At 63.7% G+C, this 24,520-nt stretch carries 18 protein-coding genes and 1 tRNA gene; 12 read left to right on the forward strand and 7 right to left on the reverse strand.

All coding sequences use genetic code 11. The annotated features are described in order from the left end of the window. Nucleotides 1-27: 27 nt before the first annotated feature. The 6 genes from AB4Z09_RS13640 to AB4Z09_RS13665 form a co-directional block, all read right to left on the reverse strand. Nucleotides 28-2,043, reverse strand: coding sequence for an acetoacetate--CoA ligase (locus AB4Z09_RS13640; RefSeq protein WP_442239952.1), 2,016 nt, complete (start codon nt 2,041-2,043; stop codon nt 28-30). A gap of 47 nt (nt 2,044-2,090) precedes the next feature. Continuing rightward, a complete protein-coding gene (locus AB4Z09_RS13645) occupies nt 2,091-2,681 on the reverse strand; it encodes an RBBP9/YdeN family alpha/beta hydrolase (RefSeq protein WP_442239953.1) in 591 nt (196 codons plus the stop codon). Next, on the reverse strand, nt 2,678-4,018 hold the full coding sequence (locus tag AB4Z09_RS13650) for an MFS transporter (protein ID WP_442239954.1): 1,341 nt from the start codon (nt 4,016-4,018) through the stop codon (nt 2,678-2,680). The genes AB4Z09_RS13645 and AB4Z09_RS13650 overlap by 4 nt, the downstream gene beginning before the upstream one ends. Before the next feature lie 186 nt (nt 4,019-4,204). After that, nucleotides 4,205-5,257, reverse strand: coding sequence for a 3-keto-5-aminohexanoate cleavage protein (locus AB4Z09_RS13655; protein WP_442239955.1), 1,053 nt, complete (start codon nt 5,255-5,257; stop codon nt 4,205-4,207). 48 nt (nt 5,258-5,305) lie between these two features. Continuing rightward, nucleotides 5,306-6,202 (reverse strand): TauD/TfdA dioxygenase family protein, encoded by an 897-nt coding sequence (locus tag AB4Z09_RS13660; protein ID WP_442239956.1) that lies wholly within the window; start codon nt 6,200-6,202, stop codon nt 5,306-5,308. Nucleotides 6,203-6,316: 114 nt separating this feature from the next. Next, the gene (locus tag AB4Z09_RS13665) at nt 6,317-7,291 is read right to left on the reverse strand and encodes a quinone oxidoreductase family protein (protein WP_442239957.1); all 975 of its coding nucleotides are present in this window, start codon (nt 7,289-7,291) and stop codon (nt 6,317-6,319) included. 188 nt (nt 7,292-7,479) lie between these two features. Between AB4Z09_RS13665 and AB4Z09_RS13670 the strand changes: the two genes are divergently transcribed. From AB4Z09_RS13670 to AB4Z09_RS13685, 4 genes are all read left to right on the forward strand, one after another. Continuing rightward, on the forward strand, nt 7,480-8,508 hold the full coding sequence (locus AB4Z09_RS13670; protein WP_442239958.1) for an AraC family transcriptional regulator: 1,029 nt from the start codon (nt 7,480-7,482) through the stop codon (nt 8,506-8,508). Nucleotides 8,509-10,369: 1,861 nt separating this feature from the next. Then, nucleotides 10,370-11,212 carry a hypothetical protein gene (locus AB4Z09_RS13675; RefSeq protein ID WP_442239959.1) on the forward strand — a complete coding sequence of 281 codons (843 nt, stop codon included), beginning with the start codon at nt 10,370-10,372 and terminating at the stop codon, nt 11,210-11,212. Continuing rightward, nucleotides 11,209-12,141 (forward strand): hypothetical protein, encoded by a 933-nt coding sequence (locus AB4Z09_RS13680; protein ID WP_442239960.1) that lies wholly within the window; start codon nt 11,209-11,211, stop codon nt 12,139-12,141. Before AB4Z09_RS13675 ends, AB4Z09_RS13680 begins: the two co-directional genes overlap by 4 nt. Further along, a complete protein-coding gene (locus tag AB4Z09_RS13685) occupies nt 12,138-13,826 on the forward strand; it encodes a hypothetical protein (protein ID WP_442239961.1) in 1,689 nt (562 codons plus the stop codon). Before AB4Z09_RS13680 ends, AB4Z09_RS13685 begins: the two co-directional genes overlap by 4 nt. A 236-nt stretch (nt 13,827-14,062) precedes the next feature. Here the strand turns inward: AB4Z09_RS13685 and AB4Z09_RS13690 are convergent. After that, a tRNA-Gly gene (locus AB4Z09_RS13690) sits at nt 14,063-14,133 on the reverse strand. A gap of 160 nt (nt 14,134-14,293) precedes the next feature. Here AB4Z09_RS13690 and dcd point away from each other — a divergent pair. The 8 genes from dcd (at nt 14,294) to AB4Z09_RS13730 (ending at nt 24,513) form a co-directional block, all read left to right on the forward strand. After that, nucleotides 14,294-14,881 (forward strand): dCTP deaminase, encoded by a 588-nt coding sequence (dcd, locus tag AB4Z09_RS13695; RefSeq protein ID WP_114721457.1) that lies wholly within the window; start codon nt 14,294-14,296, stop codon nt 14,879-14,881. 763 nt (nt 14,882-15,644) lie between these two features. Beyond that, nucleotides 15,645-17,201 (forward strand): sugar transferase, encoded by a 1,557-nt coding sequence (locus AB4Z09_RS13700; RefSeq protein WP_442239962.1) that lies wholly within the window; start codon nt 15,645-15,647, stop codon nt 17,199-17,201. A gap of 103 nt (nt 17,202-17,304) precedes the next feature. Continuing rightward, entirely contained in the window at nt 17,305-18,633 is a 1,329-nt protein-coding gene (locus AB4Z09_RS13705) for a UDP-glucose dehydrogenase family protein (protein ID WP_442239963.1), read from the forward strand. Between the two features lie 103 nt (nt 18,634-18,736). Then, nucleotides 18,737-19,804 (forward strand): glycosyltransferase, encoded by a 1,068-nt coding sequence (locus AB4Z09_RS13710; protein WP_442239964.1) that lies wholly within the window; start codon nt 18,737-18,739, stop codon nt 19,802-19,804. After that, the gene (locus AB4Z09_RS13715; RefSeq protein ID WP_442239965.1) at nt 19,801-20,832 is read left to right on the forward strand and encodes a glycosyltransferase family 4 protein; all 1,032 of its coding nucleotides are present in this window, start codon (nt 19,801-19,803) and stop codon (nt 20,830-20,832) included. Before AB4Z09_RS13710 ends, AB4Z09_RS13715 begins: the two co-directional genes overlap by 4 nt. Further along, on the forward strand, nt 20,829-21,914 hold the full coding sequence (locus AB4Z09_RS13720) for a polysaccharide pyruvyl transferase family protein (protein WP_442239966.1): 1,086 nt from the start codon (nt 20,829-20,831) through the stop codon (nt 21,912-21,914). Before AB4Z09_RS13715 ends, AB4Z09_RS13720 begins: the two co-directional genes overlap by 4 nt. Further along, the gene (locus AB4Z09_RS13725; protein WP_442239967.1) at nt 21,911-23,002 is read left to right on the forward strand and encodes a polysaccharide pyruvyl transferase family protein; all 1,092 of its coding nucleotides are present in this window, start codon (nt 21,911-21,913) and stop codon (nt 23,000-23,002) included. The genes AB4Z09_RS13720 and AB4Z09_RS13725 overlap by 4 nt, the downstream gene beginning before the upstream one ends. After that, the gene (locus tag AB4Z09_RS13730) at nt 22,999-24,513 is read left to right on the forward strand and encodes a lipopolysaccharide biosynthesis protein (protein WP_442239968.1); all 1,515 of its coding nucleotides are present in this window, start codon (nt 22,999-23,001) and stop codon (nt 24,511-24,513) included. The genes AB4Z09_RS13725 and AB4Z09_RS13730 overlap by 4 nt, the downstream gene beginning before the upstream one ends. The last annotated feature ends 7 nt before the right edge of the window (nt 24,514-24,520 follow it).

Raw genomic sequence — 24,520 nt, forward strand, 5'->3', positions numbered from 1 at the left:
CGTTGAAGTAGAAGTGGATTCGATTGGTCAATGCGCCGAGGCGTAGTCGAGCTGACGTTGTTCTGCAAGGCGTTCGAAGAATCCGAGTAGTGATGGGTCATCGATGCCGTCGCGGTTCACCACGTCTTCGACACGTGCGCCCTGGAGTACCCGCTTGAGCGGCACCTCGATCTTCTTTCCCGTGCGGGTGTGCGGAATCCCGGCAACGCCGAAAATGTCATCCGGAACGTGGCGTGGCGAAACGCGTTCGCGAATGGTCGAGCAGATCTTGCCGATCAGGTCATCGTCGAGGGTGTGACTCTCGTGGAGGACGACGAACAGTGGCATCCAGTACGAGCCATCGGCTTCTTCGACGCCGATAACCAGTGCTTCTGCAATCTCCGGGAGCGCTTCGACGGCAGAGTAGATATCCGAGCTTCCCATCCGGACACCGTTGCGGTTGAGGGTCGAGTCCGACCGTCCGTGCACTGCGACTGTTCCGTCGTCGTAGATGGTGGCCCAGTCACCTTGCCGCCAGACACCGGGGTAGGTATCGAAGTATGCATCGTGGTACTTCGTTCCGTCGGGGTCGTTCCACAGCGCGACGGGCATGTTCGGGAGCGGCCTGGTAACGACGAGGTCGCCGACGGTCCCCCGTACCGGATTGCCGTGCATATCCCATGTTTCGACAGCGACACCGAGGCATCGCCCGGAGATCCGCCCGACGCGGACCGGGCGAGTCGGAACGGCGCCGACGAGGGCTCCGGCAATGTCGGTGCCGCCGCTCATCGACCACAGCGGAATGTCACCGACTTCGTCGTGCGCCCACCGGTACAGGTGCTCGCTCAACGGGGCGCCGGTGCTGCCGATTGCGCGAAGGCTCGACAGCGGGTGATCGGCCTTCGGATGTACGTCGGCGTCGGCGCACGCCTGGAGGTAACCGGGACTTGTGCCGAGGAATGTGGTGCCGGTGTTCGCGACGAGTTCCCACAGCGAGTCCGTGCGGGGGTAGGTCGGGGCGCCGTCGTAGCACACGATCGACGCTCCCGAGAGCAGGACCGCGACCTGCATGTTCCACATCATCCAGCTCGGCGAGGTGTACCAGAGCACTCGATCGTCCGACGTGAGGCTCCAGTGCAGACCCATCTGTTTGACGGTTTCGACCAGGATGCCGCCGTGCCCGTGCACGAGCCCTTTCGGTCTACCTGTCGTACCGGAGGAGAACAGCACCCACAGCGGGTGGTCGAAGTCGACATCGACGAAGCCGGAGCGGGGCTCCCGTCCGGACACCGCCGCTGTCCAGTCGTGCCACGTCTGCGACGAGCTGCCGGACCGAGTGCCGACCAGTGTGTCTTCCGGAGAGAGACCCTGTACGACAATGACATCCGTGACGGATGGCAGTCCGGCCGCGATCTGTGCGACCGCGTCGATGCGCGAATGCCGACGGCCGGCATAGGTGTATCCGTCAGCAGCGATCAGGACCTTCGGTGACAGTTGCGAGAACCGGTCGACGACAGCATCCGGCGCGTAGTCTTGTCCGACCGAGGCCCAGGTTGCTCCGAGTGTCGCCGCGGCAAGGAAGGCGATGACGGACTCGGCGGTGTTGGGCAGATAGCCGACAACCACATCGTTTCTGCCGACTGCGAGCGCTTCGAGTTCGGCCGCTAGTACGAGCACCTGCTGACGTAGTTCCGACCTGGTCAGGGTCCGGACGACGCCCGACTCTTCGGCGGCCACGATTGCAGCGGCATCCGGATCTCCCCTGTCGAGCAGGGCCCGGGCAAAGTTGACCTGAGCTCCCGGGAACCAGCGCGCTCCGGGCATTTGGTCATCGACAAGTACTGCGTCGTAGCCACTTTCACTTTCGAGGCCGAAGAACTCCCACACCGAGGACCAGAACGCCTCGAGATCGGTGACGGACCACTGCCAGAGATCCTCGTAGTCGTCGATCTCGATGCCCCGAGCGTCGCGAACGTACTCGGTGAACCGTGCCAGGGCGGTGTTGGCGCGATCAGTCGAGTCGGGGCTCCACAGGATTCCACCTGGTGAATCAGTGGGCAGCATGGGTGTCCTTTCCGGATGAGGTTGTTTCATCGTTGTGCCGGTGGGTGCTACGGGTCGACAGTCGCCGCAGCAGCTGCAAGTTCTTCGATCAGTTCGATGGCGGCGGGCCATTCGCCGTATCCCGACGCGGGATTGAGGTGCCCGACTTCTCCGAGGTTCACCAGCCGGCTACCCCAGGAGTCCGCGAGGCGGGTGACATCCGCGTACTCGGCGAGCGGGTCGTCGAGGCTGGCGGCAACGACACTCGAGAAGGGAAGCGGTCCGCGGGGCGTCGGGGTCCAGCCCAACTCGGCGAGAGTGTCGGGGGATGGGTATCCGGCCGGAAGCGGAGTGTCGAAGTTCGGAGGCGTGGCGAGCAGCGCGCCGGCAATGCGCTCGGTGTCTGGGTGGCGTTGTGCCCAGTGAACCGTGGTGAGGACACCTGCACTGTGCGCGACGAGAATTATGCGGCCAGAGACGGTGGCCAAGGTCTCGTCGAGTGCCGCCAACCGTTCGTCCAAGCTGAGGCTGCTGTCGCTGCTCGGCGGGACGGTGCGTGTGCCTGCGATTCTGGTGGCGAGGATCGTCTGCCAGTGGTCGTCGACGTGTCCGCGGAGCCCGGGGACGATCACGACGGTGAGTCCGCCCGCAAGTGTCATCGTGTGCTCACTTTCTGATCGTCGATCGAGTTTTGGGTGAGAGCAGTGAGCCTCTTCAACCCCGCTGCGTAGTAGCGCTTTCCGATGATCAGCGCGATCGCGGCGAATACCGATGCAATGGGAACGATCTGCAGGGCTCCATTGAGTCCGACACGGTCGGCGAGAGCGCCGGCCACGACTGGTCCCGGAGCCAGTCCGATCAGACTGTTGGCCAGCGTCACGGTTCCGAACGCGGAGGCCCTGACGGACGCGTGGGTGAGGTTGGCGACCATCGCGCCGGCAGGTCCCGCGATGCCCGCGGCGAAGAACGCACCGCAGCCCAGGAGAATCAGCTGCAGCGCACCAGGTTCGAAACTGAACGCCGCGAGGAGGAGCACTGCGGAGGCCAGGCAGAAGGCGATCGAGGCCGTCCACCTGTTGCTGTGGTCGACACGGCTCACCCTGTCGGAGATCATCCCGCAGCCGATCATTCCGACGCCGATCATCAGGACGAAGGCTGAGGCCATCAGGGCTGCCTTGTCCGGGGGAAGGTCGTAGTACCGGTTGACGTAGCTCGGCAGCCAGGTCATCAACGCTCCGCCGACGAACATTTGCAGGCCGCTACCGATGTATGCGCTGATGACCGATGTGCCCTTGAACAGACTCGACAAGGGCACTCGGACATCGCCCGCGTCACTCGGTGTCTGGACCCCGTCGTCCGGATGCTGGTACAGGGCGAGGCGTCGCTCGCTGACACAGGATCGGAAGGCAACGACGAGGACCAGACCGATGATCGCCATAGCTCCGAAGGCCCAACGCCAGCCGAAGTTGACGGCGATGACGCCGCCGAGCGCCACGCCGGCGACAGAGCCGAACATCCCACCTGACATGAACGCCCCGGTCAGCGACGCACGCAGGTGCGGTGCGAACAGTCCCACGACGACTGCAGCGCCGATGCTGCCGTAGGCAGCTTCACCGACTCCGACGAAGAAGCGTCCTACGAGCAGTTGGCTGTAGCTGCCTGCAAACGCGCAGAACAACGTCGCCACACTCCACAGTGCAGCGGATGCGACCAGCATTCGCACGCGACCCCATCGGTCGGCCGCGACCGACAGGGGAAAAGTCAGCATGCCTACCATCAACGCCACGACGCCGGTCAGGGATCCGAGGTTTGCATCGGACAGATCCCACTCCGACTTGAGGATCGGGAACACGGCGCTGACGACTTGCCGCGACATGTAGTCGGACAGCATCAGGGCGAAGGTCAGCACGAACACGACCCATGGATAGATGCCGGACAATCTGGTCGGTGGAGCCAGATCGTCCGTCTTGTCGGCATCGGCGACTGGAAGGCCCATGCTTGGTTCTCCTCGATGTTTGGACCGTCTGGATATCGGCGCTCATTCGGGTATGGGTGGAGACGGTTCTGGGCCGTTGTCCGGTGGAGACACGATGTATCTCGGATACTCGGTCCACGGACGCGAACGGCCCTGGGCGGCGTGAGTTCGTATGCTCACGCCGCCCAGGTGTGCCAGCTGTGCTGGTCAGGCGTGTCCGGTGAAGCCGACCTGGCCGGGGCGACGGTTGGGGGCGTAGCCGAGCTTGGCGAGGGTCTCGTCGGCGTTGCGGTAGGTCTCGCCGATCTTGTAGATCTCGCGGGCCTCCTTGCCGGTGGCCACCTCGCGGCCGAGCTCGTTCGCGATCCGGACGAGCTGCTTGACCTGCTCGACCGAGGTCATCTTCTCGCCCTTGCGGCCCCACAGGGTGTCCTCGTTGCCGCAGCGGGTGTGCAGGCCCATCGCGATTCCCATCGCGTTGACCGGCAACACGGACCGCATGAGGGTCTCGAGGGTGAGGATCGCCCCGTCCGGAACTCGCTGGACGAAGTTCATGATGTTGTACGGGTTCGGGCCTTCCTGTCCGCCGCCGATGGCCACCCAAGTCAGGTTCAGCGGGCCGGTGTACACGCCGCGGCGAATCAGCCGCTCGACCGATTCCAACTGAGCGAGCGAACCGAGCTGGAACTGCGGCTGGATCCCTGCGGCCTGCAGCCGGCGCAGGTGCTCGTCGACCCACTCCGGCCCGGCGGGCACGGTCATCTCCCGGTACGCCGCCGCCAGCTCGGGCCGCTCCATCGACGTGCCGGCAAGGTCGTCGGCGGTCATCAGATCCATCAGATTCATCTGACTGGTATTGATCGCGATCGTCACCTGATCCGGAGCCGGATCCAACGTAGCCAACAAGTGGCGGGCGTCGTCGCTGAGCCACTTGGCGTCTGCGCCTTCACCTTCAGGGGAGAACGAGATCGAGCCGCCGACCTGCAGGATCATGTCCGGCACCGCCTCGCGCAGCCCAGCGAGCAGCTCATTGAACTTCGACAGGCGCTTGCTGCCCTTGCCGTCGAGCTCACGCACGTGGATGTGCAGCACCGTCGCGCCGGCCTCGTAGCAGTCGACCGCCTTCTGGATGTGCTCTTCCATCGTCAGCGGCAGGTCCTCGCGGAAGTCGTCCACCTCCCACTCCGGACCGTAGGGGGCCACCGTGATGACCAGCTTCTCCTGGACCTCCGGGAACAACGAATCGTCATGGAAATGCATTGCGTAACTCCGTTTCTGGATATCGGGCGTGATGTGTCGGTGCTGAGCTCAGAAGGGGCGATCGCCGATGATCCCGGCGCGCTCCATCTTTCGGACCGCCGGCCAGTAGTCCTGGACGGCGTAGTGCTGGGTCGACCTGTTGTCCCAGATGGCGACGCTGTTGGGCGTCCATCGCCAGCGCACCTGGTACTCGGGAATCGATGCCTGGCTGATCAGGTAGCGCAACAGGTCTCCGGCGCCGGGGGCGTAATCGATCCCACAGCGCACGTTCCCGGGAGTGTGAAAATTGGTGAAATGAGTGGTGAAGACGTTGACGAACAGGACCTTCTCGCCCGTCTCCGGGTGAGTGCGGACCACCGGGTGCTCGGCGTCAGGGAACCGTTCCTTGAGTTCGAGGCGCTGCTCGATCGGCATATCGGCACCGAAGGTCGCCTCGATGCTGTGCCGCGCGCGCAGCCCCTCGATCTGTTCCTTGACCCGCTCGGGCAGTCGCTCGTAGGCGAGCGCCATGTTCACCCAGATCGTGTCGCCGCCGACCGCAGGGCCCTCGACGCAGCGGAGCACGGATCCCATCGGCGGGTTCTCGCGCCAGGTCGCGTCGCAGTGAAAGGCGTTCTCGTAGTGCTCGGGCGGGCTGTCGAGGTCCTTGTAGATCCGGACCAGGCCAGGGTTCTCCGGATCACTGCCGACCACCGGATGGTCCTCGAGCGAGCCGAACCGCTCCGCCAACGCGACGTGCTCGGCCCGGCTCATCCCCTGGTCGCGGAAGAAGAGCACCTTGTGCTTCAGCAGTAGAGACTTCAGTTCGGCGAACAGATCGTCGTCGCGGGATACCGCGGCAAGGTCGACTCCGTGGAGTTCGGCGCCGATGCTGCAGGTCAACGGCCGCGCGTCCATCGGGGTTGCGGTCGCCGCTCGGCTGGACGCGAATTCAACGGTGGTCATGACGCTCTCCTGTGCAAGCTGGAAGTAGTGAGTCAAGTGGGAAGTGATGGGTGGCAGCACCGTCGCCAGGCTCGCGGTGCGCGCCGACTACGTTGCGAAGCAGGGTGTTCAGGTTCAGAAGGAGAACACCGACGAGCCGATGGTCTTGCCCGCCTCGAGGTCGCGGTGCGCCTGCTCGGCTTCTTCGAGCGCGTAGTGCTGGTTGATCTCGATCTTGATCCGCCCGGCCGCGACATGTCCGAACAACTCGCTGGCAAGATCTGCCCGCTCGGCCGGCTCGGCGATGTAATCCGCAAGCGCAGGGCGCGTGAAGAACAGCGATCCCTTCAGCGCCAACTTCATCGGCTCGATGGGCGGAATCGGGCCGGATGCTGTCCCGAATGCCACGAGGAGTCCCCTGCGCGCAAGGGAATCCAGCGAGGTCTCGAACGTAGACGCCCCGATGCTGTCGTAGACAACAGGAACCCCTGCTCCGTCGGTCAGCTCACGCACCCGCTCCGCCACGTTCTCCCGGGTGTACACGATCACGTGGTCACATCCGTGGGCACGGGCCACTTCGGCCTTCTGATCGTTGGACACCGTGCCGATGACGTTGACACCCAGCAACTTTGCCCACTGGGAGAAGATGAGGCCGACGCCGCCGGCGGCGGCGTGCAGCAGGACCGTGTCCCCTGCTCGCAGCGGGTATATCCGACGCAGTAGGTAGGAGGTTGTCAGTCCGCGCATCGTCATCGCTGCAGCGGTCTCGAACTCGATGCCGTCCGGGAGGGAGATGAGATGCTCCGCGGGCATGACGCGGTCGGTGCTGTAGGCGCCGAGTGGGCTGCCCGTGTACGTGACGCGGTCCCCTTCTCGGAATCGGGCCACTCCGGGGCCGACCGCTTCGATGACACCCGCCGCTTCGACACCCATGCCGGCCGGAAGGGGCGCGGGGTACAAACCGGTGCGGAAGTACGTGTCCGCGAAGTTCAAGCCGACCGCCTCGTGACGGATCCGTACCTCTCCGGGGCCCGGATCGCCTACCTCCACGCTTTCCCACTTCAGAACCTCGGGTCCGCCGGTCTCGTAGAAGCGAATCGATTTCGCCATTGTCCTGACTCCTCACTCCATCGACGCACCGCGAGGGGGCGCCTCTACCTGCAGGTCAGCACTCACACTCGCTCGAACAAACTCTTGACTCAGAGCCAACGTGTGATGCGGACGACATAAAGGTATCGGTAAGCTCGGCGTCACACTTACCCCTATGTGGCATTTGACTTACCATTTGGAGGCCTCTCTTGGACGCCCGTCCACTCGCGCGTTACGCGGCGATTCACGGCTACATCGACCTCGGAGAATCGCTGGGGATCGATTCGATCAAGCTTCTGCGCGACGCCGGACTCGACCCGGCGGGAATGAATGTCCAGGACCGATGGGTGCCCGCCGCGGCCATCTCTCGCGTGCTCGAGGCGTCGGCCACTGCCGCCCAGCGGGAGGATTTCGCACTTCTACTTGCGCAGCACCGCCGGTTCTCGAACCTCGGCCCACTCAGCGTCAGTATCAGAGAGTCCCCGGACGCACGGAGCGCCTTCGAAACGCTCATCCGCTACCAGCACATGTACAACGAGGCTCTACATGTTCGCCTCTCGGAGCGACGAGATCTGACGACACTCATCGTCGACTACGACACGAAGACAGACGTGGGAACCCGACAGGCTCTCGAACTGGCGACGACGGTGGGCTACCAACTGCTGCGCACCATCCTCGGAGATTCGTGGCGCCCTGTCGCGGTTTGTTTCCAGCATGGACCGCCCAGCGATGCCAGCACTCACCGAAAGGTCTTCGACTCAGACGTCCGATTCAATCAACATTTCACTGGAATAGTCGCCACCACAGCCGACCTCAGGAAACCGAACCGCATGTYGGATCCAATGATGCGATCGTACGCGAGCGCACTCCTCGAATCCGTCGAGACCGCCGATCCGCCAACCGTTCTGACACGGGTCCGCGAACTCATCGAACTGTTGCTCCCCACTGGGCGATGCTCTCTCGACCAGGTATCACGCAGCCTCGGCGTCCACCGTAAGACGGTGCACCGCCATCTCGCCCAATCCGGCGAAACCTTTACCTCCGTGCTCAACTCGACCAGAGTCGAACTCGCCGAACGCCTGGTTGCAGACAACCGCTACTCGCTGACCGAGATCTCCGAGATGCTCGCCTTCTCCACCCCGAACAGCTTCTCCCGCTGGTTCCGAGAACACTTCGGCGTCAGCGCGCGCAACTGGAGGATGGCGGCGCAGCAGGGAGCGGAACCCGCCTCGCAATGATCCCCGGAATTGCAGTTACGGCTGAGTTGGCGACCTTCGCGTATGAGATTCTCATACCTGGCTCCGCGACACAGAACGGAGCGACTGCCAGACATCGCGGTTCCGGTCTCGGTCGTCGCGTTCGACCCACTTCTCGAACCACTCAGGCCTGGAGAGTCGTGGAACGGGTCCCACACGGCGAACTGTGTGTGATCCCGGAAGTGGGGCACGGTGGGGTGATTACTCATGCACGGCAGGTCRTCCCCTGGATGACCAAGTTACTTGCCACACAACATAAGTGAAACTCATTGATAGGACAAGCGCCTGACTTCTAGGCATTGAAGCTGCACCCGGCGTGCAGACGCTTCCCTGGTTCCGTTGTCCTGCTTGACGATCGTCGCACCAACTCGAACGCGACCGCATCCACCCCAGTCTGGGGGCGTCAACAACTCCACCGCCGCAGCCCGCCCGCATAACCGTTAGTTCAACGCCGCGCTGACACCGACCTCCCCGAAAGCGAGGCCATCACCAGCGTCCAGACCGTCACGCACTCGTTCCTCTGCTCACAATCGGCCCATCGGGATTGCTGCCCTTGCTTCGCTCACCCAGGACTGAGCAGCTCGGCCTACCAAGGACAAAGACTGGGCTGTCGTTGACCGAAGCAACCTTGGACCGGCGGTGCAACGCCAACAGCAACTGCATCCTGATCGGGCCGTTGTCTGCATCTCGCTCGTGATCGACCGGCGTAGTAGGACGCCTCGGCACGATCCTTCAACGTAGATAGGCAGGACAAGCATCGACTTCGGAAGCTGGTCAATGATGCGGTGCCTGACGGAGGGTTCCTCAAGTGCCGTGTGCTTTGAATACCTGTACTGCGTCGAGAACGAGGGCTCGTGCTTGGTCGAGATGCTCCTCGCGTAACAGCAGGGCGGGTGGGCGGTCGTCGAGGGCGGGGTTGCGCCCTTGGAACCAGGTTTGGGCGACCGCAGGGCTGTCTCGTTCGCTAAGTAGTTGGGCCTCTTCGAGCGCGACTTGGAGACGATCGAGGATTGCCTGGTTGGGGAGGGCGCTGGTGCCGTCTGCCCAATCACGGACGGTGCGGGTGTTATTGGTGTTGGCCAGGTATGCAACGAGTCTGGCACCGAGAAGTGATCGTAGTTCGGTGATGAGTGCTCGCCCTGCGGCTTCGGTGGTGGACCGTGACCCGACCATGACGCTGGTCTCCGTCCGGTCACCGTGTTACGTGTCGGGCATACGTGGCGCCAATTTCTCGGCGCCACATCTATGCCTAACCCCGCTGTATGACCCCGTGGTGTCGGATGGGACGCCGTTGAGGTCGCGAGGCGCGCTACACCACTGCTGTGGCGCTTCGGGCTACGGTGCTTACCGTTCGGCCCGCACCCTCAATTCTAGGCGTGAGGGTCCGCCGTGGACAGGCCCCATGACAAGGCCGGGCGTGCACTTCGGCTGCCGTGCATGAATGAGTATTCGACCGTTCCATCGCTGGTCCGCGAGGGTTACCGTGATTGTAATGCCACCTGAATACCGCTGACCCGTTCTGCGTCTGCCAGAACGTGGGGAGATGTTCGCCTCTTACGGGTGGTGGTTCTTAGCGCGATTTCACACGCCGAGGGACCCCGAGTCGGCTTCGGTGTCCCTCAAATGTGTCAGCTCGGATCCTTGGTTGGATCTCATGTGACTCATGAGGATGTGAACACTCATGACGATACTCCTTTGCGCCCTGATCGGGCGAGCCTCGATCTGTCTGGTCCGCGGGTGATCGGTGATGTCGTCCTATCGGCGGCGTGCCGATGATTCCGCGTCGATTGCAGCGTGTATCAGGTGTTTTGAACCGCGATCGGTTGATGCCGCGGCGTGGGCCGTGGTAGGGCCGTGGGTCCGGGAGACGGTGACGTTGTCGGGCCCGACGTTGCACAGCCAGGCAGCGAATGCGTTGAAGGTGTTGTCGCGGTTCGCGCTGTGGGCGGTCGATGAGGGGATGGTGCTCGAGCGTGAGACGGTGCTGACACCGGAGGTGGTCGACCGGTATCGGTTGGTGGGGATGCGGGCATTGGCGCCCACATCGCGCTCGGCRGAGGTGTCGCGGTTGCGGCGCCTGGCGCGAACGGTGACGCGGAAGGCGCCGTGGCCGGCGGAGGGGGCACAGGGTTCTCGGCAGGGGTTGTCGCCGCCGTATACCGACGAGGAGATCGCCGGATATTGGCAGGCCGCGGGCATGCAGAATGGGCCGTTCCGGGTGCAGGCGATGAAAGCGACACTGGCGTTGACGGTGGGGGCGGGTGCCCGGTCGGGCGAGTTGTTCGCGGTCACGGCGGACGATGTTGTCGATGTCGACGGAGTGGTCGCCGTACGGTTGGGATCGGCGGCGGTGCGTGTGGTGCCGGTACGCGCCATGTGGGCGGATCGCCTGCGTGCGGTGGTAGACGCGGCGGGGTCCGGGCCACTGGTGGGGTCACGGCGGGCGGGCCGCGATCAGGCGTCGGCGTTGCTGGCGTCGTTGGAGTATCCGGCGGAGTTGTCGCGGTTGATGGTGCCCCGGCTGCGGTCGACGTGGCTGGCGGCCGTGTTGGCCGATTGCGGTGTGGTAGAGGTGTTCTCGGTGGCCGGGATCACGAGTGGGAAGGCGTTGTCGGATCTTCTTCCGCATCTTCCTGCGCCGCAGCCGGGGTCACCCGGATGGAAGCGGTTGGGGGGATACCCGTGACGGCGACACGGACACCTGATGAGGTGATCGAGCGGTACACGCCGGTCATGCCCGCGCAGCTGTGGGAGGCGATCGGTCCGTTCGTGCGTGATGTCGCGCGCCGCGGGTTTACCTCCACCGCGACACCGAAGGTGACCGGCGTCCGGATCGGCGCGGTGGCGTCGATCGTGGCATGGGCAGTTGAGCAGGGCTTGCCGCTCGACGTCGAGGAGATCTTCCATCCGGCGACGGTCAACCGCTACGCCGTCACCGTCGAGGGGTTGTCCGACGCGACCCGGTGTACCCGGCGGGCAACCTTGACGGCGCTCTCGCGTCGGATCACCCGAACCGCGCCGTGGGAGCCGAAACGGGACGTGTTGCCGTACCCGCGACTGCAGGGCCCGTACACGTGGGCGCAGGCTGCGCGCCTGTGCGCGTGGGCGCCGCGGCAGCGAACTGCCCTGCGGAGGCAGCGTTTGTCCGCGGCACTGGCGCTCGGCTTCGGAGCGGGATTGCGGGCCACCGAGATGATCACCGTTACGGCCTCCGATGTCCGGGTGCGCGGCGATCGAGTGATTGTCAGTGTTCGAGGTCGGCGGGAGCGGCAGGTTCCGGTGCTCGCGCCGTATGCGGACGCGGTCGCGGAGGCGGCCGGGCGGGCGGGTGGCGGGCATCTGTTCCGAGATCCGGTGCCTCGTGTCGAGTACGTCTCGACGGTGTTGAACCGATGCGAGATCCCGGATCGGTTGCGGCCGTTGACCGCTGCCCGGCTGCGGCTGACGTGGGAAGTTGCGGTGGTGCAGGCGGTGCCGCTGCCGGTGTTCATGACGCTCGCGGGCCTGACAACCGCCCAGAGGCTCGAGCAGGTGCTGGCCTTCGTCGACGAACGGGCCGGGCGCTCCTGGATCAGAGCCGGCCGGGATGTGCGCAACGAGGTGAGGCTCTGGTGAAAGCCCAGCGCGCCCGTCGTCTCCACGAGATCAGCACCGAGGTGCATCGGTGCGAACCGTGGCAGTGGAAACGCGTGATCGCGGTGATCGAGCACTTTCCAGCCCGTGAATTCCTGCGCGAGGTGTTCGAGCGTCATCGTGGTGCGCACCGCGTGTTCTCCGCTGACGCGCTCCTTGCGGCCCACCTCCTGACACCGATGCTGCTTCTGCCGATGGAGCAGACGAAGGTCACCGACGTCGTACGCGGGTGGACCCATTCCCAGCGCCGAGACGTGGGTGTCCCTATCCACCAGAACGTCTCGTACAAGATGGTCAACGACGCGCTCCGTCGACTGCGCTGGGCGTGCGCATCGGAGGACTATCCCGACTGGGACGAGAGCCGGTTCGCGCAGGCGCTGCTCGATGCCTCACTGTCGTGCCATCCGCCGACCGGGGCCGTCGCGTTGGATTCGACCGACCTGTCGACATGGGCGCGGGTGCGGTATCGCAAACCCATCGTCGACGCCGATCCCGATGCCCCACCGCCGCCGAAACATCCCTTCGCGCCGAAAGACCCGAGACATCCGCATGCCCGCCGGTCGGTGCGCCACTTGCCGAATGCGCCAGTCGGTGCTGACGGACGATACGTGTACACCCTCGATCCGGACGCGCGGATGGGCTGGCGCAGTGCTTCCTTCGAAGAGTCGATCTACTTCTGCGGCTACGACCTGCACGTGATCACCGACGTGCCGCCCACACCCGGGCCGAGGCATCTGCCGGTGCCGCACATTGCCCGAGCAGTGTCCCTCGCGCCAGCGGGTTCGAACAAAGGCGTCGCGGGCTTGCGCGCTGTTCGGGCGCTCGGTGCGATCCCCAAGCCGCGCCAGCTGATCGCCGACCGCGGCTACAACTATGTGCGCAACGAGCGGTTCGCCTTACCGGTGTGGCAGCTCGGCTACACCACGATCTACGACCTGCACTCCACCCAAACCGGCCTTCACCCAAGCCGGAAGAACACCCTGATGATATGGGTCGACGGAACCCTCTACCCGACAAGCTTGCCGGACGGTCTGCTCGAGATCACCCCGATCTCCCACGACATGGGCGCAGCGGAACGCGCCCGGGTCGATCGTCGCCACCGTGCACGCCAGGCCTATGCATTCGTCCCTCACGAAGCTCGCCAACCCGACGGGACACGTCGCTACCGAGGCCCCGCGGTTCCTCCAGCTCGCGTCCGATGCGTCAACAACCCCATCTCGATGCGCGCCTCCCACAAGAGACCGACCACATCCTGCACCCGCGGGAAGCCGTGTGGCTGCGGCACCACGATCACCCTGACCGACGAGGACTTTCCCGATCGGCGTATGCCGTTCCAACACGGCAGCATCGCATGGGAAGCCTCGTACTTTCGCCGCGTCGGTATCGAGAGCGTGTTCGCTGAACTGAAGGCCAACCGGATGGCCGTGCACCGTGGATACTTTCGAGGCTTCGGACTCCGCCGATACACGCTCCTCGCCGGATTCACACTCGCGGCACTGAACCTGCTCATCCTGCACGACTGGCACAGCAAACGCGGCCGCCCGGATCCGTGGGATCGATGCCTCGGCGAACCCGAACCAGCCCACACCGACCGCGGACGACGCCGGTCGATGCGTGTGCGGCGCGTCGACCCCACCGCCACAGACGATGTGATGCCTGGCAGATAACCGCCCGCCCCGCCAGCGAAATCTCCGGATCTCGCCGACCCATTTCGCCTACCTCACGGAACACGGCAGAAGACAGGCGCCAACATTCGGATACCGCTGCAACGATCCGGCCGTCAGCGGTCGAATCTACGCAGGTGACGAGAAACAGGCCTGCAACCACCAACCGGGGCGGCAGAGACCGCGTTGCTATTCCAATTGGTAAACACAACGGGCATAAATGGGTGAACACCCTAGGGAGCCGATGACGGGAATCGAACCCGCGTATTCAGCTTGGGAAGCTGATGTTCTACCATTGAACTACATCGGCATGCAGGGGTTTTACTGTGATCCGAGGATCCGGCCCTTGCAAGCGGCAACTGTAGCAGAAGCCTCCGCGTGCGTGTTCGATGCCACTGAGTGTCCGGGTGTCGGCCGGCAATCGCCGAGGTCCGCGCCCGTCACAATGGTCGCCCCGGTAGCCTCTTGCTGTGCTGCTCTCAGATCGTGACATCCGTGCCGAGATTTCCTCCGGACGACTGGGCATCGACCCGTTCGACCCCGAGATGGTGCAGCCCTCCAGTGTCGACGTCCGACTCGACGGACTGTTCCGCGTCTTCGACAACACCAAGTACACCCATATCGACCCTGCGCTCCGTCAGGACGAGTTGACGTCGCTGGTCGAGCCGACGGCGGGGGAGCCGTTCGTACTGCACCCGGGGGAGTTCGTCCTCGGATCCACCCTCGAGGTGTGCACCCTTCCCGACGATCTGGCCGGCCGGCTCGAGGGCAAGTCGAGTCTCGGACGCCTCGGCCTGCTCACCCACTCCACCGCAGGGTTCATCGATCCGGGGTTCAGCGGCCACATCACGCTCGAACTCTCGAACGTCGCCAACCTGCCGATCACGCTGTGGCCGGGCATGAAGATCGGCCAACTGTGCCTGCTGCGCCTCACCAGTGCTGCGGAGAACCCGTACGGCAGTTCGGTGGTCGGATCGAAGTATCAGGGTCAGCGCGGACCGACCCCGTCCAAGGCCTACCTGAACTTCGCCACGCATCCGGGCGGCCGTACGCGCTGACCCACGCCCTCGTCGCCCGCTTTCTGAGCGCCGTTGGGATAGTTGAACATTCAGGTATGTGGCGGCTAGGCGTCCGTCGTGTGGGCAGATTCGGCATTCCGCCCGCCATCGTCAAGATGTGATTTCCAACACATTGACATACCGTTTGGTTCGCGTCGCTGGGCGCCATCTCGGCCGCGGTGGTGAATCAATCAAGAGGATCTTCCGTGTCCGTGCGGGGCTGGTCATGCCGCCCCTGTGCGGAGGGAAGGCTTGCTACGGCCGGCCGAGAAGGCTGCAATGAGGCACTGGGTGCGGATGGTCTTCGCAGGTCGATTCGGTTACCCGAGAGTAGTACCGCTGTACCAGTAGTTGCTAAAAGGTCAGTCTCCCCGTTAATTTCGGGTAGGGACTTTGTTCCCTGGTGTGCCGGCATTGTGGACGTTCGTCCAAATCCTCGAGTCCGTGAACCGGACGAATGCCCAACTCTTCCAGTCGGTCTCTTCGACTTTTGGCGAGCATCGGGCCGTGCTAGAACGATTCCGTACAGCTGAGGGTGCAGCGGCATTTCGCACCCGATGCGCATCTGTTCCAGGGGTGAATTCACGACTCGCGCAGGCTCTCTAGTCGGCGGGTCGGGGGATGATCCCGAGCCGGTGTCGTCGCCTTCGTGCGCCGGGCCGGGGGGACTGGGACAGGTGATGCGGACTGTGCGCCTCGACCGTGTCGAGCGCGGAGTTCGGGCTCGACAACAGATCGACCCGTCGGGGGTCATGTCATGTGAATGGTCGATGGAGGTGAAGGCGTGACGGCTTCGCGTTACCTGGAAACGGGAGCCGAGGTGGGGTTGGATGAAGGTCCCGCTCCGCTTCGACTAGTGGATGAAGCTTCTCCGCAACATAATTCGCGCAGCCTGTGGCAGCACTGCTACGTCAGTCGACTACGGATGGTCGACGCGGCCATCGTGGGATTGGCCGTCGCGGCAGCGCAGGTCGTTCGATTCGGAACGGCTACCGAGTCGGTAGCAGCCGGAACAATTTCCGGTCTCAGCTACACGATGATGTCCGTTGCGCTGGCCGGTCTGTGGATCGCGATGCTCGCGATCCACCGCACGCGGTCGACTCGTGTCATCGGCGCCGGCGCCGAGGAGTATCGCCGAATCGTCGCCGCGACGTTCCAACTCTTCGGGCTGATCGGCATGCTCAGCCTGCTGTTCCGTGTCGACATCGCCCGCGGATACCTGGCGATCGCCTTCCCTGCCGGACTCGCCGGACTGCTGGTCGGGCGATGGGTCATGYGGAAGGTCGTCACCTACAAGCGTGCCCAGGGCGACTGCCACACTTCGGTGCTCGTTGTCGGGAGCCAGCAATCCGTGCTGACGATGACGCGAAACTTCGAGCGTGAGTCTTCGTCCGGCTATCGCGTGGTCGGTGTCTGCATGCCGGGCTACGGCTACCGCGAGGACGAGCATGTCGTGGTCGACGGTCGCGAGATCCCGGTGCTCGGTAACGAGTACTCGGTGGTCGATGCACTGCGTGCCTGTGGTGCCGACACTGTGGTCGTGACCGCGACCGAACAGCTCGGTCACGACGGAATCCGCAGTCTCGTATGGGATCTGGAGCCTCTGAACGTCGACCTGGTTGTGGCACCGGGAGTCGTGGACGTCGCCGGACCGCGGCTGGTGATGCGTCCGGTCGCCGGCTTCCCGCTGATCCACGTCGAGAAGCCGCGGTACCACGGCGCGAAGCGCTTCGGGAAGACCGCATTCGATGCGTGCTTCGCGATTGCGGCGCTGATCCTGATCTCTCCGGTGATGCTCGTCGCGGCGATCGCGGTCAAGGCCACCAGCAAGGGACCGGTCCTCTACAAGTCGGAGCGCATCGGGCTCAACGGTCGACCGTTCCCGATGTTGAAGTTCCGCACCATGGTCGACGGCGCCGACAAGCAGGTGACAGCGCTACTCGGCCAGAACGAGGGCGCCGGTGTCCTGTTCAAGATGAAGGACGATCCCCGCATCACGCCGGTCGGAAAGTTCCTGCGCAAGTACAGCCTCGACGAACTCCCGCAGTTCGTGAACGTGCTGCGCCGCGAGATGAGTGTCGTCGGCCCCCGCCCGCCGCTGCGGCGCGAGGTCGAGGCCTACGACGGCACCGTTCGTCGCCGCATGCTCGTCAAGCCGGGCCTGACCGGTCTGTGGCAGGTCAGTGGCCGCAGTGACCTGTCCTGGGACGAGACTGTGCGACTTGATCTTTCATACGTCGAGAACTGGTCGATGATGCAGGACATCCTGATCGTCGGCAAGACCGTCCGCGCCGTCACGGCCGGCAGCGGAGCGTACTGACCAACCGTCGCAGCTTCCGCGATCCCCGAATCCACCGGCAAATACCGGCGATCGTCCGACGCCGGTATTTGTCGATCACGAAACTCGAAGATTGAGGCAGATCATGAGCACTCCGATGGCGGTATTCGGTACCGGTTACCTGGGCGCGACACACGCCGCATGCATGGCAGAGCTTGGGCACCAGGTTCTCGGTGTGGACGTCGACGAATCGAAGCTGGCGAAGCTCGAGGCCGGCGAGGTCCCCTTCTACGAGCCCGGGCTCGAAGAAGTTCTCAAGCGCAACATCGAGGCTGGTCGGTTGCGGTTCACATCGTCGTACGAGGAAGCCGCGGAGTTTGCGGATGTGCACTTCGTCGGTGTCGGAACCCCGCAGAAAAAGGGCGAGTTCGCGGCAGACCTGACGTACGTCGATGCGGTAATCGAGAAGCTGGCCCCGCTCCTGACCCGTTCGTCCGTGATCCTCGGAAAGTCCACTGTGCCAGTGGGTACGGCCGAGCGACTCGGCGCTCGGGCTCGTGCACTCGCGCCTGCGGGAGTCGACGTCGATCTCGCATGGAATCCGGAGTTCCTCCGTGAGGGCTTCGCGGTCCAGGACACCCTGCACCCGGATCGGCTCGTACTCGGCGTCKACCGTGAGCGTCCGGGGCGCGCAGAAGAGGTCGCACGCGAGGTTTACGCCCGGTTGCTGGAGGAGAAGATCCCCTTCCTGGTGACCGATCTCGCCACCGCGGAGTTGGTCAAGACGTCGGCAAACGCCTTTCTCGCCACCAAGATCTCGTTCATCAATGCGATGGCCGAGGTCTGTGAGGCCGCGGGCGCCGACGTCACTGTCTTGGCAGACGCGATCGGTCACGACGCCCGGATCGGCCGCCGGTTCTTGAATGCCGGGGTCGGGTTCGGTGGAGGCTGCCTCCCCAAGGACATTCGGGCGTTCATGGCACGCGCCGGTGAACTCGGCGCAGACCAGGCATTGACCTTTCTCCGCGAGGTGGATGCGATCAACATGCGCCGCCGCACTCGCATGGTCGAGATGGCCCGCGAATCCTGCGGCGGAACACTCCTCGGGACTCGCGTAGCCGTTCTGGGCGCCGCCTTCAAGCCGGAGTCCGACGATGTGCGGGATTCTCCGGCACTCAATGTCGCCGGCCAGATTCAGCTCCAGGGCGCGACCGTGACGGTCTATGACCCGAAGGCGATGGACAACTCGCGACGGCTGTTCCCGACCCTCGGCTATGCGACGAGTGTGACGGAAGCGGTAGCCGGTGCTGACGTGATCCTCGTCCTGACCGAATGGAAGGAGTTCCGCGAGATGCGGCCGTCCAAGCTGGCCTCATTGGTCCGCCAGCAGCGCATCATCGATGGACGCAACTGCCTGCGGCCGGAGGAGTGGCGAGACGCGGGATGGGCCTACCGGGGGATGGGCCGATGCTGACTTCACCTGGAAGTCTCGAATTCTGGTGGTCGGAGAACCGAGCCCGATCCGCTGGCCCCGAGTTGGTTCTCGGGCCGGCTCGATGCGTCCGAAAGTGAAAGGCATGCAGGTCGAACATCAGCGCGCACAGAACAGCCTGGACGTGCTCCATGTGTCTGAAGCCTACGGCGGTGGAGTCCAGACAGCTATCAACCGATACATCGAGAACTCGCCTGGATTCCGGCACGAATTGGTCGTTCGGACCAGGAGCGCACACGACGTCGGGGAACTGCCCGACGTCGAAGTGTCTCGACTCGAGGGATCGATGGTGAAGTTCATTTCCTCGGCGCGGCGAGCGATTCGAGAGAAGCAGCCGAGGGTGGTTCACCTCCATTCGAGCTTCGCGGGGGCTCTTCGCGCGTTCAGCTTTCCCGGCGTGAGGGTTGTGTACACGCCGCATTCCTACTCGTTCCTGCGCAGTGACATTCGTCCGCTCGTACGTGCGGGGTATCTCGGCACCGAGTACCTACTCAGTCGCAGGCCACACACGATTGCTGCCATCAGTCCGCACGAAGCCGCTACGGCGGCCCGTCTGATCTCCGACCGAGCATCCGTGACCTATCTGCCGAATGTTGCGGGCGATGTGTCGCGGTACGCCCTCGCGGGCAAGCAGCAGAAGTCCACACGAACGCGCGTCGTGACTGTCGGAAGAATCTCGGCCCAGAAGGACCCGTCCTTTCTTGCCCGAGTGGTCGACAGCATCGAGGACACGTCGATCGAGTGGACGTGGATCGGTGAAGGAGATGCCCGCCTCAAGCAGGAGCTGATCGATGCCGGAGTTACTGTCACCGGCTGGCTTTCGAACAGCGAGGCGCTCGAGCGGATGGCGGAGGCGGATCTCTACTTTCACCCCGCTCGCTGGGAAGGAGCTCCCATGACACTGCTGGAGGCAGTCTCGCTGGGCACTCCCGTCCTCACCCGGGAGATCGCCACCCTCGGTGGTCTAGGGTTCGCATCCGCCGGTGCTGAGGCAGCCGATGCCGCAAGGAGCGTCCTGCGGTTCGCGCACGATGCGGAGTACCGCGCGTCGGTCCAGTCGACGGCCGCAAGATCGCTCGATATCCATTCGTCGAGTGTCCAGCACCGTGCTCTGTCGCACTTGTACGGAGTCTCCCCGGAGGATGCAGCATGAAGATTCTGATGCCCGGTCGCATTCTCGAGCGGCATGTCGGTGGCAACACGACTTATGCACGCACGCTGGCTGCCGGCCTGCGCGAGCGCGGTATCGACGTCGCGTCGATGCGCTACGCGAACAACCCCGTCGCGACGCTGTCCCTCGAGACTGTTCAGGCGCTTGCCGCGCCGGTTCCCGACCAGGTCCTCCACTATGTGGCAGATACCGGGCCCTTGATCTCGACGAGGTCTCCCTCGGTAGTGACAGTTCACGGCGTGGCGAGCAAATGGGTCGAGGGCGTCCGTAAACCTCATGCCGAGAGGATCTGGCGTGCAAGGGTCGGTGCGGCCATCAAGCGAACGAACCGAGTCGTCACGGTCTCCGAGTCCAGCGCAGACGATATTGCCGATGTATTCGGGGTGGACCGGGAATCGATCTCGGTGATTCTTCACGGAATCGACTGCGAGAAGTTCGCCCAACCGCGAACGTTGTCAGAGGAACTCCGGGCGAAGGTGCCCGCCGAGTTCCTGCTCTACGTCGGGAACATCGAACCTCGCAAGAATCTGGTCGAACTGGTCGAGGCAATGTCGTGCGGGCCGTTGTCCGACGCGAAGCTCCCACTCCTGATCGCGGGTAAGCCCGCCTGGGACTCGGACGAGTCGATGGCTGCGATCCTCGCCAGCCCGAATGTGCACTACCTCGGCTTCATCTCGGAGGACGACAAGATCGCGCTGATGCAGCGCTGTACCGCTTTTGTCTTTCCGAGCAAGTACGAGGGATTCGGGTTTCCTGTACTCGAAGCGATGGCCGCGGGTGCCCCCGTCATCACTTCGGAGCGCGGGGCACTGCGAGAAGTTGCGGGACCGGCGATGGTTACGGCAGACATCGATCGCGATTCGATCGCGCGGTCGGTACGGGACGCGTTGGCTGACCAGGAATGGCTGACGACCGCACCCGACCGCGGTCGAGCATGGGCCTCGACCTTCTCGTGGGACAAGAGCGTTGAAGCACACGTCGAGGTCTACAGATCGGTGGTGGATAGGTGAAGGTCGCTCTGCTCCACGGCTACAGCGCGTCGAATGCCGGTGATGGACTGCTGGTGGAGGAATCGCTCGAGATCGTCCGAGAAGCTCTCGGGCAGGACGTCGAATTCACTCTTGCGGCATCACACCCGGAAACATTCGAGTACCTCGGGATCACGGTCGTCAACTCGGCGCCGGGACTGCGGGGGTACGACCGCGCGTATCTGCGATTGTTGCGTGGACTCGATGATTTCGACCTCGTAGTCGGTGTCGGTGGAGGCTATCTGCGAGCGGGATACCTGGAAGAGGCCGCGAAGACGTCGCTTGTTCATGGACCGCAACTTCTGGCCGCGGCGCGAACATCGACACCGACGATCTACCTTCCACAGAGTGTGGGTCCCGCGAAATCATTCACGTACAGAATGATCGGGCACGGTGTCAGCAAGGTTCGGCGGTTCTACGTCCGCGATGATCGTAGCCTCGCCGAGTATGGCGCCTACGGCGCTGTGCGCGCTTCGGACCTTGCGATCCTCGGCGCCGGTGCTGCGGTCGGAGACACTGCGCCGGCACCCGTACCCGTCGTGAGTGCGCGCCCCGTGAGGGGGGTCGTTCCGCCTCTGGTTCTCGACCTTTGCCGTCAGATCGGAACATTCGACGGCTACGTTCAGAGCGAGACCGGCGGGAACGACGATCGTGCTGCAATGAACTCGATTGGTGCTGAACGGATCTTGACACGTAGTGAACTGATGGGTTCTGCGTCCGAAACGCGCGTCGTGGTCGCGGTTCGACTTCACGCCGCTCTCATGGCGCTCAGGGCGGGACACTTCGTGATCCATCTCGCATACGAACGCAAAGGTTTTGGCGCCTTCGCCGATCTGGGAATTGCGGACTACGTCCACAACGTCAACATGTTCGAGCCTGAACGGATCCTGAAGCAGATCGACGAGCTGGTCTCGGATGCCGCGGTGCGAGAAGACTATCGGCTGCGACAGCGTGGCGCACTGGAATCGGCGAGTGTGGGGCGTGAGGCGCTCCTGGCGGATATTCGAGAACTGTCGATCGGTGCAGTAAGGTCCGACGGCCTCGAGATGACAGGGCGGGCATGACTGGAGATCGCGAGCAGAGCCACTCGGGCCCCGGTGTCTTCGTCTGGGCCACCGGGCAGGACGAGAACATCGGGGACTCACTCCTGCGTCGTGCGTACCTGGCGCGCCTGCGGGATCACGGCGATGTCAATCCCTGGACGGGACAGGCGAGTGACGAGTTTCTTGCCGGACTGGGACTGGCAGCGTCGGAGAGAGTCTTTCGGAGCTATCGGGATTGGTATTCGGCCGCACTGCGCTCGGGCATGTCCCGGCCGACTGTTGTGGCCCTGAACGCAGGGGAGGTTCCGGTCTCCCGCAAGGGAGCTCTCCGCATGCTCACTCTCGCGATACTCATCCTGTGGACGAAGCCTCGGGGAGGGGGCGGAATCTGGGTCGGCGCCGGAGTGCCGCAGCCGGAGCGCCGGAGGTTCTTGGCTTGGCCCTACCGACTAGTGGCCAGTCTCTGTGACTACGTGCGCTTCCGAGACAGCGAATCCCAGGCTGTGGTTGCCTCGAGAAGTGGCGTTGCTCCTGATTGGGCATTCGCACTCGGCACCGCCACTTGTGAGTGGAAGGCGCCGGACGCTCGTTCGCGATTGGCCGTCGTGATCCGCGGGGATCGTGAACGTCCCTCCTCCGAATGGATCTCGTGGATCAAGGAGACTGCCAGTTTGCATGGTCTCACCCCGGTCGTCGTGGTTCAGGTTCATCGTGACGCCGCAATGGCTGAGTGGTTGGCAGGCGAGATCGGTGGTTCGGTGTCGGGATGGGAGGACGGCGATCACTCGGCACGTGAGGCCGAGGTTCGGGGAATCTACGCGGATTGCGCACTGGTGGTCGGAGACCGGCTGCATGGACTGATCGTGGGTGCGACAGAGGGTGCACTGCCGCTCGGCTGGGTCGAGACGTCAGCAGGAAAGATCCGTCGGCACTTCGGAGCAGTCGGTCTGGAGTGGACTGGGAACCAAGAGGGACGTCCAGCGCGAGAGTTCGACGTGTTGAGCGAGACCGATCTGGCGGGAATGCGTGAGAGTCTGGTCCAAGCCGTCGACGAGGCGCGCAACCGATTGGGGTCGGTCGGGCGAGAGATGTTCGGCAGCAAGAGATGAGCGCGGGTCCAAGAGATCTCGTCGATGACAGTCACGCTGAATCGGCGCCGCTGGCATCGACCGCAGCGCGCGGCGCCTCCTATACGATCGCCGGCCAGCTGATTCGGATTGTCGTGATGTTCGCGGGCACCGTGGTGCTTGCACGTCTGTTGAGCCCCGAAGACTTCGGTCTTGTCGCCATCGTCGCGTCGTTGGTTGCCTTCGGTGAGTTGGCAAGGGACTTTGGGCTTTCGACGGCTGCGGCCCGCGAGAAGAACCTCTCGAAGGGGCAGCAGTCCAACCTGTTCTGGATCAACACGGTCCTCGGGTTCCTCCTGGCGGCAGTCACGTATCTCGTTGCGCCACTGGTTGCGTCGGCATTCTCGAACGATGCACTGAGCGACATCGTCAGATGGACGTCGCTCGTGTTCATTGTCAACGGAGTCGCCACCCAGTTTCGCGCGGAGTTGAACCGCCGACTCGACTTCAAGATGCTGGCACTGGTCGACACACTGCCTGTGGCGTTGGGCTTGGCCTCGGCAGTGGCGTTCGTGCTGTGGGTGCAAGCCGACTATTGGGCTCTGGTCTGCCAGCAGTTGGTGACTGCGGTCTCGGGCCTGATCCTGGCGATGATCACCGCCAAATGGTTCCCCGGACTGCCGAACCGAAAAGGATCGGTTCGAGACCTGTTGTCCTTCGGGTTGGGGTTGTTCGGTACCCAGGGGATAGCGTATTTCACACGAAATGTGGACAACCTTTCGTTGGGATACTTTTGGGKGCCGGCCGACCTCGGCATGTACAGTCGGGCGTATCAACTCTTGATGGTCCCGATCAACCAGATTTCGGCGCCACTCACCCGGGTCGCGGTCCCAATCCTCACCCGAGTGGCGGACCAGCGGGAGAGATTCAATTCCTTCTTGAAGACCGGCCAACTCATGGGCGGAGTTGTTCTGGGTGTGGCCTATGGTGTCCTGTTCGGCCTAGCCGATCCTATTGTGAATCTCGTATTCGGTGATACCTGGGATCTGATGGTTCCGATATTCCAGGCATTGACCGTGGGTGGGATCTTCCGAGCTCTCAATCAGGTGACGTTCTGGGTATTCCTGGCGAAGGGTGCCACTGGTGCGCAGTTCCGTTTCTACCTGGTGTCCCAACCGCTGATCATCCTGTCGATGCTGGCCGGACTGCCATGGGGTGCCGTCGGCGTCGCCGTCGGCCACTCGGTGGGCTACGGGGTCAACTGGATCTTGTCGTACTGGTGGTGCGGACGGGTGACTGGAACGGAGATGGGCACGCTCTTTCTCGCCGGCTTGAAGAGTATTTTCCTGTTTTCTGTTCCGGTCGGTGTTATCGGGCAAGTGGCTGCGTTGACGATTTCCGATCGCATTGCCGCGATCGGCGTCGGATTGGTCTCGATGGTGGTCTATGCGCTCGTTCTGTGGGTCACATCGGAGTTTGCGCGGGAGGCTTTCCGAACTGCCTCCCGCGCTGTGCAGAAGATCCTCGACAAGAAGAAGGTCGTAGCTGCCTGATCAGCCG

Origin of the sequence: Rhodococcus sp. TAF43, from assembly GCF_052113525.1 — a bacterium.
GTDB lineage: Bacteria > Actinomycetota > Actinomycetes > Mycobacteriales > Mycobacteriaceae > Prescottella.

What these genes read in the sequence shown, in the direction of transcription:
- AB4Z09_RS13640 (WP_442239952.1), bottom strand. Translation starts at nt 2,043, where the DNA reads ATGCTGCCCACTGATTCACCAGGTGGAATCCTGTGGAGCCCCGACTCG.
- AB4Z09_RS13645 (WP_442239953.1), bottom strand. Translation starts at nt 2,681, where the DNA reads ATGACACTTGCGGGCGGACTCACCGTCGTGATCGTCCCCGGGCTCCGC.
- AB4Z09_RS13650 (WP_442239954.1), bottom strand. Translation starts at nt 4,018, where the DNA reads ATGGGCCTTCCAGTCGCCGATGCCGACAAGACGGACGATCTGGCTCCA.
- AB4Z09_RS13655 (WP_442239955.1), bottom strand. Translation starts at nt 5,257, where the DNA reads ATGCATTTCCATGACGATTCGTTGTTCCCGGAGGTCCAGGAGAAGCTG.
- AB4Z09_RS13660 (WP_442239956.1), bottom strand. Translation starts at nt 6,202, where the DNA reads ATGACCACCGTTGAATTCGCGTCCAGCCGAGCGGCGACCGCAACCCCG.
- AB4Z09_RS13665 (WP_442239957.1), bottom strand. Translation starts at nt 7,291, where the DNA reads ATGGCGAAATCGATTCGCTTCTACGAGACCGGCGGACCCGAGGTTCTG.
- AB4Z09_RS13710 (WP_442239964.1), top strand. Translation starts at nt 18,737, where the DNA reads ATGCAGGTCGAACATCAGCGCGCACAGAACAGCCTGGACGTGCTCCAT.
- AB4Z09_RS13715 (WP_442239965.1), top strand. Translation starts at nt 19,801, where the DNA reads ATGAAGATTCTGATGCCCGGTCGCATTCTCGAGCGGCATGTCGGTGGC.
- AB4Z09_RS13725 (WP_442239967.1), top strand. Translation starts at nt 21,911, where the DNA reads ATGACTGGAGATCGCGAGCAGAGCCACTCGGGCCCCGGTGTCTTCGTC.